Annotated in this window: 15 protein-coding genes and 1 pseudogene; 15 read left to right on the plus strand and 1 reads right to left on the minus strand. The window is 57.3% G+C overall.

Annotated elements, in window-relative coordinates; translation table 11 throughout:
- From ACXAED_RS20825 to ACXAED_RS20870, 10 genes are all read left to right on the plus strand, one after another.
- On the plus strand, positions 1-341 hold a 341-nt coding region (locus ACXAED_RS20825), incomplete at its 5' end, for a hypothetical protein (protein ID WP_475053202.1).
- 56 nt (positions 342-397) lie between these two features.
- Positions 398-685, plus strand: coding sequence for a type IV conjugative transfer system protein TraL (traL, locus tag ACXAED_RS20830; RefSeq protein WP_035919424.1), 288 nt, complete (start codon positions 398-400; stop codon positions 683-685).
- Positions 685-1239 (plus strand): TraE/TraK family type IV conjugative transfer system protein, encoded by a 555-nt coding sequence (locus ACXAED_RS20835; protein WP_475053204.1) that lies wholly within the window; start codon positions 685-687, stop codon positions 1237-1239. Before traL ends, ACXAED_RS20835 begins: the two co-directional genes overlap by 1 nt.
- A gap of 8 nt (positions 1240-1247) precedes the next feature.
- Complete coding sequence (locus ACXAED_RS20840; protein ID WP_475053205.1) at positions 1248-1961, plus strand: TraK domain-containing protein; 714 nt, start codon at positions 1248-1250, stop codon at positions 1959-1961.
- The gene (locus ACXAED_RS20845) at positions 1961-3241 is read left to right on the plus strand and encodes a TraB/VirB10 family protein (protein WP_475053207.1); all 1281 of its coding nucleotides are present in this window, start codon (positions 1961-1963) and stop codon (positions 3239-3241) included. The genes ACXAED_RS20840 and ACXAED_RS20845 overlap by 1 nt, the downstream gene beginning before the upstream one ends.
- A complete protein-coding gene (locus tag ACXAED_RS20850) occupies positions 3238-3627 on the plus strand; it encodes a TraV family lipoprotein (protein WP_174148918.1) in 390 nt (129 codons plus the stop codon). Before ACXAED_RS20845 ends, ACXAED_RS20850 begins: the two co-directional genes overlap by 4 nt.
- Positions 3627-3851, plus strand: a complete 225-nt coding sequence (locus ACXAED_RS20855; RefSeq protein ID WP_475053209.1) for a hypothetical protein — start codon at positions 3627-3629, stop codon at positions 3849-3851. The genes ACXAED_RS20850 and ACXAED_RS20855 overlap by 1 nt, the downstream gene beginning before the upstream one ends.
- A complete protein-coding gene (locus ACXAED_RS20860; RefSeq protein ID WP_475053210.1) occupies positions 3848-5194 on the plus strand; it encodes a TraC family protein in 1347 nt (448 codons plus the stop codon). Before ACXAED_RS20855 ends, ACXAED_RS20860 begins: the two co-directional genes overlap by 4 nt.
- Positions 5169-6295, plus strand: a protein-coding gene (locus ACXAED_RS20865; protein WP_475053212.1) for an IS3 family transposase whose coding sequence is annotated in 2 segments (ribosomal slippage) — positions 5169-5433 and positions 5433-6295 — 1128 coding nt in all. Because the reading frame shifts where the segments join, the coding sequence is not laid out codon by codon here. Before ACXAED_RS20860 ends, ACXAED_RS20865 begins: the two co-directional genes overlap by 26 nt.
- Before the next feature lie 770 nt (positions 6296-7065).
- The gene (locus ACXAED_RS20870; RefSeq protein WP_475053213.1) at positions 7066-9249 is read left to right on the plus strand and encodes an HD domain-containing protein; all 2184 of its coding nucleotides are present in this window, start codon (positions 7066-7068) and stop codon (positions 9247-9249) included.
- Positions 9250-9677: 428 nt separating this feature from the next.
- Here the strand turns inward: ACXAED_RS20870 and ACXAED_RS20875 are convergent.
- Positions 9678-10160: pseudogene (locus ACXAED_RS20875) on the minus strand (IS3 family transposase); the annotation flags it as partial.
- A gap of 205 nt (positions 10161-10365) precedes the next feature.
- Between ACXAED_RS20875 and tnpA the strand changes: the two are divergent.
- From tnpA to ACXAED_RS20900, 5 genes are all read left to right on the plus strand, one after another.
- Complete coding sequence (gene tnpA, locus ACXAED_RS20880; RefSeq protein ID WP_167510219.1) at positions 10366-10767, plus strand: IS66-like element accessory protein TnpA; 402 nt, start codon at positions 10366-10368, stop codon at positions 10765-10767.
- The gene (gene tnpB, locus ACXAED_RS20885; protein WP_141889229.1) at positions 10764-11111 is read left to right on the plus strand and encodes an IS66 family insertion sequence element accessory protein TnpB; all 348 of its coding nucleotides are present in this window, start codon (positions 10764-10766) and stop codon (positions 11109-11111) included. Before tnpA ends, tnpB begins: the two co-directional genes overlap by 4 nt.
- A gap of 62 nt (positions 11112-11173) precedes the next feature.
- Positions 11174-12802: an IS66 family transposase gene (tnpC, locus tag ACXAED_RS20890; protein WP_141889295.1), complete on the plus strand. Its 1629-nt coding sequence runs from the start codon at positions 11174-11176 to the stop codon at positions 12800-12802.
- Complete coding sequence (locus ACXAED_RS20895) at positions 12802-13098, plus strand: hypothetical protein (protein ID WP_141889230.1); 297 nt, start codon at positions 12802-12804, stop codon at positions 13096-13098. The genes tnpC and ACXAED_RS20895 overlap by 1 nt, the downstream gene beginning before the upstream one ends.
- 503 nt (positions 13099-13601) lie before the next feature.
- Positions 13602-14528: a DMT family transporter gene (locus ACXAED_RS20900; protein ID WP_475053214.1), complete on the plus strand. Its 927-nt coding sequence runs from the start codon at positions 13602-13604 to the stop codon at positions 14526-14528.
- Positions 14529-14533 lie beyond the last annotated feature (5 nt).

The raw sequence follows: 14533 nt of genomic DNA on the forward strand, positions 1-14533 counted from the left end.
CTGCCGCGATGGCTGCGGTAGTGGCTGTGGCAGGCACCAGCGCAATGGCGGCCGGTTCGGACACCGGTGTTGAAGCCGGTTTCTATGCGCTCGGCCAGGACCTGAACACCATTCTCGATGGCGCAGGTGGTTACGTCATCCTGATCCTGTCTGTGATCATCGGTGGCGCAACTCTGGCAGTTACCGGCCGCTGGGGCCATGTTTTCATTGCCATCGGTGTTGCGGTTTTCCTGGGCTACGGCGTCCAAACCGCCACCAGCCTCGGCGGTGTTACTGCAAGCACCGATCTTTTGGAGCTGTCGGCCGTGGAGGCCCCCGTTTCGGAAACCGTCACTCAGTGATCTGGACTGCTTCCCGTGTTTTCTGGTGCGGGAAGCAATTCCTGAAAGGAAGAGGCATGGACAAGGTCGTTAAAGTGGAACAGAGGCTGCAAGACCCGCCGCAGTTCTTTTTCCTGCCTGCCGATGAAGCGGTGGCCGGAATGTTTCCTATTGTACTGGGCCTCTTGGGCCGTCAGGCGTTCTTTGGCTTCGCAGCCGGGCTTGCGTTTTATTTCATCTGGAAACGTGTGAAGGGCGAGCGTGGATTGCATGGGCTCCTGGCTCTTCTCTATTGGATCACTCCGAAAGAGATCACCATCTATCGGTCCTTCCCGGATAGCGCTGTCAGCGCCTGGAGGGCGTGATGAACTTTCAGAACATGAACAAAGCACTGAACCGCTCCCGGAAAGCGGTACTAACTCTGGGCGTTGTATCGGCTGGACTGGTTGGTGCCGTCGTGATGCTGTCGGCCAAGCTCTATTCGCAGTCCAATCAGGTGGTTCTTGTGCCTACCACCGTCCGCGACGGGATGGTGGCGCGCGGCACGGTGGACAAAGGCTATGTTGAGGCACTGGCGCTGGATGCAGTCTATGCGATGTACAACAGCTCGCCCCGAACCCTTCATTACGGGCGCGGCGTCCTGGAACGGCTGAGCGGCCCGGCTGAGCGGGCCGGCATCCTGGAAACTTACGACCGGATTGCCAAGGACATCACCGAACGCAAGATCTCGACCGTCTTCTTTCCCCGGAAGATCGAGCACAACTTTGCCACCTATGAAGTGGTGGTTGAAGGCGACCTCGCCACCTACCTGGAAACAACTCAAGTCACCCGCGAAGACCGCCGGATTTTGATCCGGTTCAAGCCGCAGGCCGGTTCAGTCCGGCTCGTCGCTATCGGGAAAATCTCAGCGGAGGAGTGAAGCTGACCATGATGAAGACTTTGAAACTGGCTGCGGTCTTCGCGGCCGGGCTGGCGGCGGCTTGCCCGGTGAATGCGGCAGATCAGCGTTTTACCGTCTCAGAGGACGGCCTTGTCCGCTTCAAGGCATCTGTAATCGGCATTACCCGCGTCAGTGTCGTGGGCGACCGGATCACGTCGATTGTCAACGACAATGAGGCTTCGGTCTATCAGGTCCGCAATGACGAAAAGACCGGGGATCTGTTCCTCAAATACGCAGGCCCGGAGGGAATGCCGGAAAAGGAAGGCGGGTATCTGGTCACGGAAAAGGGCCTGACAGTCGCCTATGAAATCCTGCCGATCCGCGCGAGCACGCAAACCGCGCTGATCACGGTCAGAAGCAAGAACCCGGAACCGGTGGCTGCTGCGGGCAGCGGCGGCTTCGCCGACACCTCACTTGGCGGCGGCGACGGCCTTGCAGCTCAGCTGACGGCCGCAACCCGCGACACCATTAGGTCTAAGATCCGCAGCCCGCGCCCGGGCAGCGCTCGCCATGGTGCGCTGATCACCTCGCACCGCACCGGTGAGCTGGTTGGCGAGGTTCGTGTGGCTGCGGCTGGCAAGTCGCCTCGGCAGGTTCGGGAACAGGAGTTTTACCGGTCCGGCGTGCTGTCGGTTTGGGTTCAGAAAAAGAGCCTCGCTGCCGGTGAACGGTCCTGGGTTGTTGTTGTGAGGGCGAAGTGATGGCGCAGAAAGACCGCAAAAAGAACCAGATCATTGCCATTGGTGTTGTTGGCGCCGTCGTGGTTGGTGGCTTTATTGTCCTTGGGTCGATGATGAACGGCGGAGCAGGGGGCGCGGGTCTGCCAAAACGCTCCAATCCCACGGTTGACGAAACGATTATTTCTGACCGCACGGCTGCGGCCTCACCGGAAATGTCCTGGATCACCTCCGGGCGGATCCAAATGGAGCAGTTGCAAAAGGAACTGGAAGAGCAGCGCAAGCTGGTCGAGCAGTCCCGTCGGGAAGCCGAACAGCAGGCTGAGGCAATCCGTCAGGAGTATGACGAACCGATCCTGCAGCTGATCGAGAAAATCTCGACGCTGGAAACACAACTGGCTGAAGCCAAGAGCCGCCCTGCTTCAAGCGGGCCGGAGCAATCGTTCAATGCCGCGGCGCAATTGCCCGGCAAAGAGCAGTTGACCCGGGATCCTGCGGAAATCGGGCCGGGAAATGACTTCATTGAGCGCCGCACCCCTACGCGCACCACACCCCGCCGGACGGGGCAAACAGCCGGTGATGAGGAAGGGGCCTCGGTACGCAGCAACTTCGGGCAGAGTTTCACACTCGCCGCCATCGAGCAGCCGCAAACGGAAAAACGCGAGATCCGACGTCTGGGCAGCTACCTCCCTGCAGGCAGCTATGCACCAGCAGTTGTCCTTTCGGGCGCCGATGCGGCCACCAACGTCTCTAACCGGGACAATCCTATTCCGGTTCTGTTCCGGATTACCGGCTCCGCAGTGACCGCAGCGCTTGGAAACCGTCAGCCCGCGCGGGTGAACCTGAAGGGCTGCACTGTGCAGGGGTCTGCGACCGGCGATCTGTCGTCGGAGCGGGTCAAGGTGCGCCTGATTTCCATGACCTGCGTAAACCGGCAGGGGGAAGTCCTGGAAACCAAAGTTGCGGGCTACATGGCCGGCTCCGGCAAGGAGGGCGTGCGCGGGCACGTCGTGAGCCGTGAAGGTGCCAACGTCCGGAATGCAGCCATTGCAGGGGCTTTGGGCGGCCTGGGCAAAGGGCTGAGCGCCGGGGCTACCGCGTCTCTTAGCCAGGAAAACGCCTCAGTCAGCCAGATCCTGCAGAGTGCAGGCGCAGGCACACTGGCCGGCGGAGCGGAAGAAGCGGCCAGCACGCTGGCAGATTACTACATCAAACGGGCCGAACAGTATCAGCCGGTGGTCTCCCTCTATGGCGGAACCAAGGTCGAGCTCGTGTTTCTCGAAGGGGTGGAGCTGGGCCAATGAAGAAACTCGCAAGCCTGATTTTGATCGCGCTGGCCGCTGGCTGTGCCAATCCGAACACGGAAAAAGACTTTCTGTGTGAAGCGCAGCAAGGGTCGCCCTGTACAACTATCGGTGCGGTAGACGGCACTGGAACCGCCGCTGTGACCTCTGTTCAGGAACGTCCCGAAGACACTGCGGTGAAGAGCCTGGCACAAAATCCGCTGTTCTCCGGCAAAGGGGCTTTCACCGGCCTGCCAGACGGCGGTTTTCCCTACAACGCTGCGGCCTACCGCTCTCCGGAAGTCGTCGGAACGCTCTGGATTGCGCCGATCCTTGATGAAGGCGGGATCATGCATGAGGCGCGTTTTGTTCATTTCGTGATCCAGGAAGGGCAGTGGCGCCAGTGATGAGCAAAACCAACTCAACAAGCCTGAGCGGCAAAGCAGCCCGCATGGTTTCGATCAGGCAAGAGCGCCGCAATGCCGGTTTTGTCGAAGTGACGGTGTGGCTCCCTGTAGAGGAAGTTCGCCACTTCCGTGACCAGGCTTGGCAAGTAGTTGAAGCCGTAAGCCGCTCTTTTCCACGCAATACCCTATTGGGCCAAAAACGCCGTCAGAGGGGCAGGAAATGAAAATTGTTCGTGACATAATGGACGGTCTGTTTGGGGATGTCCCGTGGACAGAGGAAGAGCCTGACCTGATGGAGGGTGATGTGCTCTCCGACATTCTGCCGTGGCGGGTCTATGATCCGGAACACAAGCTCTACCACTTTACCCACGGCAGCGGCTTCCTCATGGAAGTGGGGGCGTCGATCGGTCAAAACGATTTGGCGGAGAACATCGGCGGTGTCATTGCCGCCAACCTGCCGTCCGGCGCCACTTTTCAGGTGCTGAATTGGACCTCTCCCGCCATTGAACCGGTTGCCGGGCGCTGGAAATCGGCGCGCCTTGGCCGGTCGGCTCTGATTGACGAAATGGTCAATCAGAGGGTGTCTCACCTTCAGAATATGCGGTTCGGCATTGAAGAAGACGGTGCCCGTGCAATCCCCTTCGACAGGCACATCTTCGTCGCGGTCTGGCAGGAAGGGGAAGAGTTGGGCATCGAGGACGAAAAGCGCCTCAAGTCCATGCGCTCGGCCCTCAGGAATGTGTTCAGCACAGCCAGCTGGTCGATGGATGTGGAACCGCCGCGGTTCCTCGCCCTTTTGAGGGAGCTGTTCCACGCTGCCCGCCCGGAAGGGAGCGGTGAAGACTGGGACCAGGAAGCCTATGACGACAACATGCCGCTCAACTATCAGCTGCCCGGCGCGTCCCTGCGGGTTGGCAGCCAGGCCCTTCAACTCTCCGGAAGCCCAGAGCTGGCGGCTACTGTCTCTTCGGTGAATGCTTACCCGGGGGAATGGGTCTTTGGCCTTGGCATGGCCCTCAACGGCGATCCCGCCCGGCTGATGGACCGGCCGCTCGGCCCGGTTCTGACATCCTTCACGCTGAAGGCGATGCCAGGGCAGAAAGCTGGTGCGTTCATTCTGAAGAAACGGGGCATGGCGGAACACGCTGCCAACAGTTCCTTTGGCAAGTTTGTCCCGAATTTCGCGGAGAAAAAGGCAGAGCTGGACGGGCTGGCGGCTGAAATCCAAGCGGGCGAACGCCTCTTTGAAACACTCTATACTATCGTTGCCTACGCCAGGGGCGGTGCAACAGAGGCGCAGATGGCGGCAGGCGAGGTGGAATCCATCTACCGGCGCCAGCGGATCAAACTCTCCAAAGACACTTTCCTGCAGCTTCCCTTGTTCCTTGCCAGCCTGCCGTTTGGCTGCTCGGGCCGGATGATGTCCGACTTCGGGCGGCAGATGCGTATGCGGCTTATGAAATCGACAGCGGCAATGGCCTTCCTTGAGGCTCCCCCAAAGAAGTGGTCCGCCCCTATGATTAGGAAACGGAGGACCATAGATGGCGACCAAGAGGCCCAAGCCTGAAGAGATTGTCGTGAAGTTACGGCAGGTTGAAGTCTTGATGGGGCAAGGCATGCCCCGCATAGATGCGATCCGTCAGATCGGCGTTACGGAACAGACCTACTATCGCTGGAAAAAGAAGTACGGCGGAATGGGCACGGAACAGCTTAAAGAACTAAAGCGGCTGCAGAAGGAAAACGAGCGGCTTCGCCGGGCGGTTTCGGACCTGACACTGGACAAATTGATCCTGTCCGAGGCCGCAAAGGGAAACTTCTGAGCCCCTCCCGCCGCCGGGCCTGCATTGATCATGTGCGCAGCCAGATGAAGGTTTCCGAGCGTCGCGTTTGCCGCGTTCTGGGCCAGTACCGGTCCACACAGCGGCGACTGCCTCAGGGGCGTGCTGACGAGGAACGCCTGGTCGCCGACATGATCGAGCTGACACGTCAATACGGCCGATACGGCTACCGCCGGGTTGCGGCCCTTCTGCGGGACGCTGGCTGGCAGGTGAATGACAAACGTGTCGAACGTCTATGGCGGCGGGAGGGGCTGAAGGTTCCAATGAAGCAGCCCAGGAGGGGACGGCTCTGGCTCAACGACGGATCCTGTGTCCGGCTGCGTCCCGCATATCGCAACCATGTCTGGTCGTACGACTTTGTGCATCACCGAACGGATGATGGCAGGGCTTTCAGAACATTGAACATTCTGGACGAGTATAGCCGGGAATGCCTTGCGGTCCGAGTGAAGCGGAAGCTGAATGCAAACGAGGTCATCGATGCACTGACGGATCTGTTTATCCTACGTGGCGTGCCAGCATACATTCGGTCGGACAATGGCCCTGAGTTCATTGCTGAGGCCGTCAGAGGCTGGATCAAAGCCGTCGGGGCCAAGACCGCATACATTGAGCCTGGATCACCCTGGGAGAACGGATACTGCGAGAGCTTCAATGGGCGGATGCGGGATGAATTGCTGAACGGTGAAATCTTCTATTCGCTACGCGAGGCCCAGATCATTATCGAAAGCTGGAGAAAACACTACAACACTAAACGGCCCCACAGTGCTCTGGGCTACCGCCCACCTGCGCCAGAGGCCATCGTCCTGATGGACCAAAGGCCAACCATGCACTAACTTTCAATTTGGACCACTCAAGTGGGGCTACTCATAGAGAGGATTCTGGGAAGATGTTTGGTAATCATTGATAAAAACTTCTTTAAGTTGCACCCATAGATTCAGGCAATCCAGGTGGGAAGTATCCAAAAAAACGAAGCGAAATCAAGTGGTTGTTGAGAAACAATTGATCGGTGTTTTAAGGCAAGTGCTCAAGCGTTGCGTTATTACACCGTTTGCAAAGCTTGCTTCCCGCGCTTGGCCGCCTTTTGTACTTACCGCAGCAATCGACAAATTGGGCTCTTCACGGTCATCGTAAGCAGCGCAGCATCCAGCCGATTAGGTTCCGGCTAGGCGTTGAGGACGGCCCTTTGCGGACATTACTCACAACCCGGCGCCGCACTGCAGCGGTCGCCAGAGCGGGCATTGGCAACCGGCTGCAGCATTTCATCCCAAGCAATGCCTCCTTGGGACTGTGTCGACATTCGCTGCAAGTGCAAAAACTTGCTCCCTGACATTGATAACCTATCCCGGCCAAAGTTCGCTTGATCACAGCGTGCGCCGCACAGCCTTCCCAACTTATCCAACCACAGCACATTTTAACCCGTTGGCCTCCAGCCGTTCAAGAGGGATCGCCTTCTGGAGCCAACGCCCCTGACGACACAGGTGTTCATCCACACCTAGCCAAAACGAACAACTTCCCAAACCAGCATACCTAAAAGTTGTGTCTTGACTGACGGGTTGCAATCGACATCATTCAAAAGGAGAATTTGGGTAACTGAAAGATTGACGTGACACTGCTAGGACTCTCACACCCCCGCGCCATTACGAGAATACCAGATCCGATACACGGTGTTGTAGAGCTTACCCTCTTTGATCGAGATCTTGTGGACACGCGTTCTTTCCAGCGTTTGCATTTTGTCCTGCAGCAAAGTGTAAACTACGTCTCCTTTCCAGCAAACAAGAACTCGAGATTCCCTCACTCGATTGGAACTGCGCATCTTTCAGGTCGCTTGTTTTCAGCGGGTCTTTCAAACGCTAGCGCGACTGATTTGCGCGAATTTCTTGAACGCGCTGGCGATTTCCTTTCGCAATTGATTTTTCACATTTGGCCAAGCCAACGCGGGGTCCAAGCTAGATCCGGGAAAAGATCAAAGGGGGACAAACAGATAGAAGAGTTGCTGCAAGCGCACAAGGACACCATATCCGGCTGCAGCAGCTTTCTACACGCTCCTCTAATGCGAGGTGACGGGGCGACCGCGATCAAAGAGGGATCTCGAGTAGATCCAAGTGAACTTGTAGACAGCAAGGAAAAATTACCAGCTGGCTTCATAATCGACACCTATTGGCAGGCCATTAGAATTTATTCGTTATCACACGATATCGGTCACTTGCCAATGAGTTACGCTTTTGAAGAATCCGTGATACATTTTAAAGACATAATTCCTCCGTACCAAGCTGGCGATGGCGGTGACTTTGAGGATCCAAGCAATTTAATTGCGCAAGCAAGGTCAGAAATGTCACAATTTTCGTCTGAAAATGACGACACTGAAAATAATGCTGAAGATGACTTTTACACCTTGCTAGAAGAGATGCTGGACATCTCTCAGGAAGAGGTCAGGGAAACAATACAAAACAAAGCCCTACATGAGACGCGATCGTACGGAATCTTGAACAACTACTTGATCAAAGCTCAGTCTTTTGACGGCTGCTTGAAGGGGCAAAAAAAGAAAACAAGGGAAGCAATATCGAAATACAGCTGCCTTATTAATAATCTGGCACTTTGTATAATTTACTCCCACAGCTTTCGTGAGAGGCCAATTTCAAAACCTCCAGCCAAGCATTCATTTCTGTTGGCCATAAGGCAACTCGTAGATGGAGAGGTCGATGGAGATCGTCTTGATTATACACTCCGAGACTGCCATGCAGCGGGCGCTAGATTTGGGGAATTCGATTGCGAAGGTATCGTGAGAAACTCACTTCTAGTCTCGAAGATGAGAAAGTCGGAGGTGCTATTCTCCTTTGGGTTTGGTCCACGCGCAGTTTCAGGGATTGAGCAATTTTTTGAAGCCCGCTACCAGAGCTACAAATACCTAGTTCATCACAGAACGGCTAGCCGTTCGAACAAGGCAGTTGAGGCAGTTCTTGAACGATTGTTTGCCTACGCGTTCCTGAACCCAGGTGCAGAATCCGCCAAGAGCCTAGAGCGGTTCGGTTTTCTCGGAATCGAGTACCGAGGGGCGAAACCAAAAGTCTCGAACATTCTTCCTGCGTTAACGGACAATACTGAGAGGCTAGACGATGCCGCGCTTCGAACACTGCTCCACGAAATTCTGAGACAACAGACGCTAGATGACGAAGAGAAACCGGACAGCGAGCCCTCTGAAGGCAGCTCAGAAGGTAAGTCACATAGCCGTACGACCATCCTTGAGGCGGAAATCAGCACACTTTGCAAAGTCGTGTTGTATCGAGAGTTGCAACATACAGTCACCCTCTTCAAAGATGAGACCGGTGATAGCATCCTACGTGATCGCTTAGGAATGGATGATGCCGAAGAGAGAGCTGCGTTTCTTTCCGACCGAGAAGGAGATATGGTTGAGTTCATGTCGGGGCTTCGTGAGAAAGTGACTGTGATGGCTTGCGATGGCGAGATTCCGCCTGTCTCCTTGTTTTATGAAGTCGTGCGCCCCAAGTGCTTCGTCAGCAGAAAGGAGGAGGCAAGTTACGTGGAAGAGTTGGTCTGGGTATCCGATCCATCAAAGGGACCGATACGATTGGATAGCTTAGATGTTTCACCGCAGCTCGCTAGGATGGCAACATCCAGAACCAATGGGGGGCAGATTCGCCTCTACGCCACCTCGTACAACTTAAAGCTAAAAAGCGATGTAGTTTTTCACCTTGAAAACCTCGTTCTTAAAGCTTTGGAAGCTGAATTGAGTAAGTATAGAGCGCCCGCTGCGGCAAAAAAAAATTGAGAAGGGACGGAGAGGGCTATGTTTAGAATGGGTGAAGGGGAGTTCGCAATGTGCACAGATTCGACCAAGCAGGAAATTTTGTTTCTCAGGGCTTTGTCCGGAACTGAAATTGATCTATCTGAGTCCGACTTGGCGAGAGAAATGAGGCGACTTGCTGACGTGGCCCAATGGGGTAGCTATCTCCACAACACCCCTAAACCAATAAAAGAGTTGTGCAGGCTGCAAGAGCAATTTGGGCGCGTTCGCAGAGTTGCGCCCGCCAGATGGGTTGCCAGCAGCGAAGCTCTGGCGTACGTTGAGAAAATCTCCACCCGTTACATTTCAGAAGACATCAACAGCAAACTGCGAAGAGCAGCTTGTCCAGCTTGAAACGGAACATTCTCCGCTAATGAGCTACTCCCCTCTGTTTGGACAGGTTTTGGCGTAATTTAAGCTACTCTCTGCTCCTGCTGATCGGGTTGGATTTCTTCTTTTCGCGGCCAATTGACCACGGCTGGCGGTCTGCCGCAAAGTGCGGAATGAGGGCGTTTGCGGTTGTAGAAGTCGATCCATTTTCCGACGCCCGCCTTTGCCTCTGATCCAGTCTCCCAGGCGTGCAGGTAGACGCATTCGTATTTCAGGCTCCGCCAGAGCCGCTCGACGAAGATGTTATCGAGGCACCGGCCCTTGCCATCCATCGAGATGCGCACGCCGGAGCGGCGCAGACGATCTGTCCAGGCAAAGGACGTGAATTGGCTCCCCTGGTCGGTGTTCATGATCTCCGGCGGGCCGAAGCGGTGGATGGCCTCATTCAGAGCCTCGACACAGAAGTCGGCTTCTAGGGTGTTCGGGATGCGCCAGGCCAGAACCTTGCGGGTATGCCAGTCCATGATCGCTACCAGGTAGAAGAACCCGCGCCGCATGGGCAGGTAAACGCCAAATTGGCTTGCCAGCTCAGCAACAGTCCGCTCGCCCTTCAAAGCCTCAAGCGCGACCTTGGCCTTGAACTCAGGCGAATTGTTCTTCCGTTTCGACATCTCTGATCTCCTTCTCGTCGAAGAATGGTAACCGCCCGATTTGAACCGCCTGCTCGTGTGTCCTGGAGATTGGTAAGAAACGTCCATAAAGACGTCTTTAATGACGTCTCCTACAGGGAGGGAGGCAGCTGTGCGGGGCGAAATTCTTGGCTTGGAGCGTCGGCGCCGCTGGAGTGACGACGAGAAGTTGGCGATTGTGCTTTCGGTCGGGGTGAACGGCGCGACCGTGTCGCAGGTCGCACAGCGCCACGAGATCAGGCGGCAGCAGATCTATGCCTGGCGATACGAGCTGAGGAGGAAGGGGCTTCTGACGCCAGACGACGCGACGCTATTCCTGCCCGTCGATATTACGTCGCCGCCGGAACCGCAGGAAGCGTGCGCCCCTGAAGCGAGCTTGGCGTTGATTGAGGTGGTTCTACGCAATGGTCGCAGCTTGCGGGTCGATGCCCATGTGGATGCGGCGGTGCTGACCCGTTTGATCCAGGCGGTGGAGGCGGCATGATCGGCCCGGGAACCGGCATTCGCGTTTACCTGGCCTGCGGTCACACTGATATGCGCAAAGGTATCGCGGGGCTTTCAGCGATCGCGCAGGATGTCTTGAGGCAGCGGCCATCGAACGGTGCCGTGTTCGCGTTTCGAGGGCGCCGCGGCGACAGGGTGAAGCTTCTGTATTGGGATGGCCAGGGCTTTTGCCTGTATTACAAAGTCCTGGAGAAGGGTCGTTTCCCATGGCCTGCGGCGACGGATGGCAGCGTGCGTCTGACCGCCGCTCAATTGGCCATGCTCTGGGAGGGGATCGACTGGCGCAGGCCGGATTGGGGCGCGCCACCAGCCCGGACGGGCTGATTTATCTCCCTGGAATCGTTTGTTTTTATGGCGTCCGACCTTGGAGAATGGTATCCACCACCATGTCCGTAGAAGCCACGCCTCTCCCCAATGATCCCGCCGTTCTGAAGGCGATGATCGCCGCGTTGCAGGCGGAAAACCAGAAGATGTCCGCCAGTTTGCGGGCGCATGATCTGCTGGTTCAGGCGCTGCGCGTCCGGATTGCCAGATTGCAGAAGCAGAAATTCGGCTCCAGTTCGGAAAAGATCGAGCGGGAGATCGAGCAACTGGAACTGGCGCTGGAGGACCTGCAGGTTGCGCTCGCCGAGGCGGATGAACTGCCGCCGGAGGGCGACGATGAGCCGGAGACGGACAACCAGACCCCGGAACCAGCCGAACCGCGGGAGTCGAGGCGCCGCCGTCCGAAGGTGTCGCAGGACACGCCGCGCGAACGCCGCGAGCTTGACCCCGGCGACAGTTGCCCGGATTGCGGGGGCGATCTGCGTGTGGTCGGGGAGGATGTCAGCGAGCTGATCGACATGATTGCAGCCCAGCTGAAGGTCATCGAGATCGCGCGTATCAAGAAATCCTGCCGGCGCTGCGAGCGTATGGTTCAAAGCCCGGCACCCAGCCGTCCGATCCCACGGAGCATGGCGGGCCCGAACCTTCTGGCTTATGTGCTGACCTCGAAGTTCGACGACCACGTGCCGTTGTATCGTCAGAACGAGATCTTCGCCCGCATGGGGGCAGACATCCCGGACACGACCCTGGTCGACTGGTGCGGCGGGGCAATGAAGGCGCTGGCGCCGCTGATCGAGAAGATCGAGGCCGAGATCATGGCCAGCAATCTTCTGCACGCAGATGACACGCCCATCCGGGTTCTCGATCGCGGCCGCCGCGACAAGGGGCTCGGAAAGGGCGTCAAGAAAGGCCGGATCTGGGCCTATGTCCGGGATCAGCGCCCATGGGCGGGCACGGCCCCGCCCGGTGCGGTCTATCACTTTGCCCCGGACTGGAAGGAAGAGCATGTCCTCGCCCATCTTGGCGAGACCAGCGGCATTCTCCAGGCTGATGGCTACAAGGGGTATGCCAAGCTCTATGCCGCGGACCTGGACGGCAAGAGCCAGTTCCGGGAGGCCGCGTGCTGGGCGCATCTTCGCCGCGACTTTCACGATGTCTGGACCGCGACGAAATCCGCAATCGCGCGCGAGGCGCTCGACCGTATCGGCAAGCTCTACGACATCGAACGAGAAATCAGCGGCAAGCCTGCCGAACTGCGGCTGGCCGTGCGCCAAAAGGAAAGCAAGCCCAAGGTTGATGCGTTCCGGGACTGGGCCGAAAGGCAGCTCACCCGTATTCCCGGTAAGAGTGATCTGGCCAAGGCGTTCCGCTACGGGCTGAGCCGTTGGGCTTCATTCACGCTGTTTCTGGAGGACGGGCGCGTGGCCATCGACAACAATCCCGCCGAGCGCGCGCTGCGGCCCATTGGCGTTGGCAGGCGGAACTGGCTATTCGCGGGTTCGGATACCGGCGGTGAAACGCTCGCCCGCGCCATGACCGTCATCGAGACGGCAAAGATGAACGGCCTCGATCCGCAGGCCTACCTCGCAGATGTCTTGGACCGTATCCACGATCACATGGTCAACCGGCTGGCCGAATTGCTCCCTTGGAACTGGAAGCCGGCAGATCAGAGCCGCAGCGAGGCTGCGTGATGGCAGCGACGACCTACGTCTGCTCCATCGCCCATGTCGCCAGCCTGCTGGGCGAGGATCCTGGACTTCTCGAGGCCATCGTCAGCAACGACGACAACCTCTCCTACGGCAACATCGTCAGCGTCCACATCGGACGGGACGACTACATTACGGCGCTGACCGACGAGGGCATCGACGAATTGCGCGACATGCTGGCATCAGCACGAGTGTCCGTTGAGGCTTGGCACAGCTTCCTCGAAGACTTCGTCGCTGAGCCCGGCATCATCGCCCGCGTCAACAATCAACCGCTGCGGTAAAAATCGGGCGCTTACGAAGAATGGCTGACCAAACAAGGTTCTTCATGGATTTCGGGATGCGGCTTCCTAAGACGTCCGTGAGTGGTCGGATTGGTCCGCCATCGCCCAATCCAAGATCGGCTTTCCGTGGTTCGCGTCAGTTCGTGTACTTTGCAGCATGAGTGACTTTGGGCTCATGCCGCTAGTTCGCCGCGCCTTGCGTGAATGGCTGGTCTCCGAGACAGCGGCCGTTCGCCTGGTCGGGCTTGGACCAGCAGTGAGGCCGGACTTTGCCGCCGCTGCCCTTCCAGGTGATTGCTGACGCAGCATTCGCTTGCAGTTGCGGCACGCTCATCGCTGCGTTGTAGCCGATGTCGCGAAACCGGCCATTCAAATCCACTCTGAGGCGCGGAATTCAAACCGCCCTTTCGCTGCAGCCAGGACCTGCTAACGAGGAGCGGGACAAAACGACCGATCAATGAATCTCCGCTGCAAGAAACGCAAACCCGTGTTAACTCTTGCGCATGGCAACGGCATCAACACAAAGCAGACCAGCAATACCGTACGCGCTAGCGATTGCCGGTGTTCTGTTCGCATCAGTTTGTTTTGGATTGGTTCCCTACTTCAGCCGGGGGCTGACCGAGCAGGGCGTCGCACCATATGCCGTCGCATTCTATCGCTACATCGTAGCTGCAATTCTGCTGCTGCCTGTTCTCTTTAAGCATCGTCAAGCGTGGCGCGAAATTAGTTGGGGTCTTTCAGCTGGGGCGGTGATGGGGCTGGGGTGGATTGGCTATGTGATGGCTCTGGAGACACTGCCCGCATCGACAGTGGGCGTGCTTTACATGACCTACCCGGTTTTCACGCTGGTCATTGCCTGGGCTTTCTTCTCCGACGCACCTACGAAGCGCGCTTTGCTCGCCTCAGGCCTCATTACGGTAGCGGCCATTATAGCAGGCTCGCCTGCATCGGTGCCCCTGCAGCACATTCCAATGCTTTTGTTGTCGTTGGCAGCCCCCTTCGGCTTTGGCTTCGGTATTTGTGTTTTGGTCCACAGGCTGTCCCGGATCCCGCCGCTTGCACGCATTGCCTCCGTTTCCTTGGGATCGGTTCTTGGGCTTTTGCCGCTGATGGCGGGTGCGAACATCGCAGAGTTGCTCCCGGCGGGGCAGTCCGACTGGGTATTAATTGTCGGAATTGGTTTGATCACGGCACTTGTGCCGCAGCTCGTATACACGATCTGTTCGCCCCTGATAGGCGCTTCCCAAACTGCGGTCGTCGGAAGCATCGAATTACCGACGATGTTTGCGGTTGGAGTTATTGCATTTGATGAAGTCATCACAATGCACCAAGCCGTAGCCTGCGCCCTGGTTTTGGGTGCGATAGCGATTACCAGAAGCCGGAAGACGCGTACTGTAACAACAGTTATTGCGAGAAAGCCCAAAAAGTAAGTTCG

The sequence above is a fragment of the Leisingera sp. ABM4_103 genome (genome assembly GCF_056158685.1).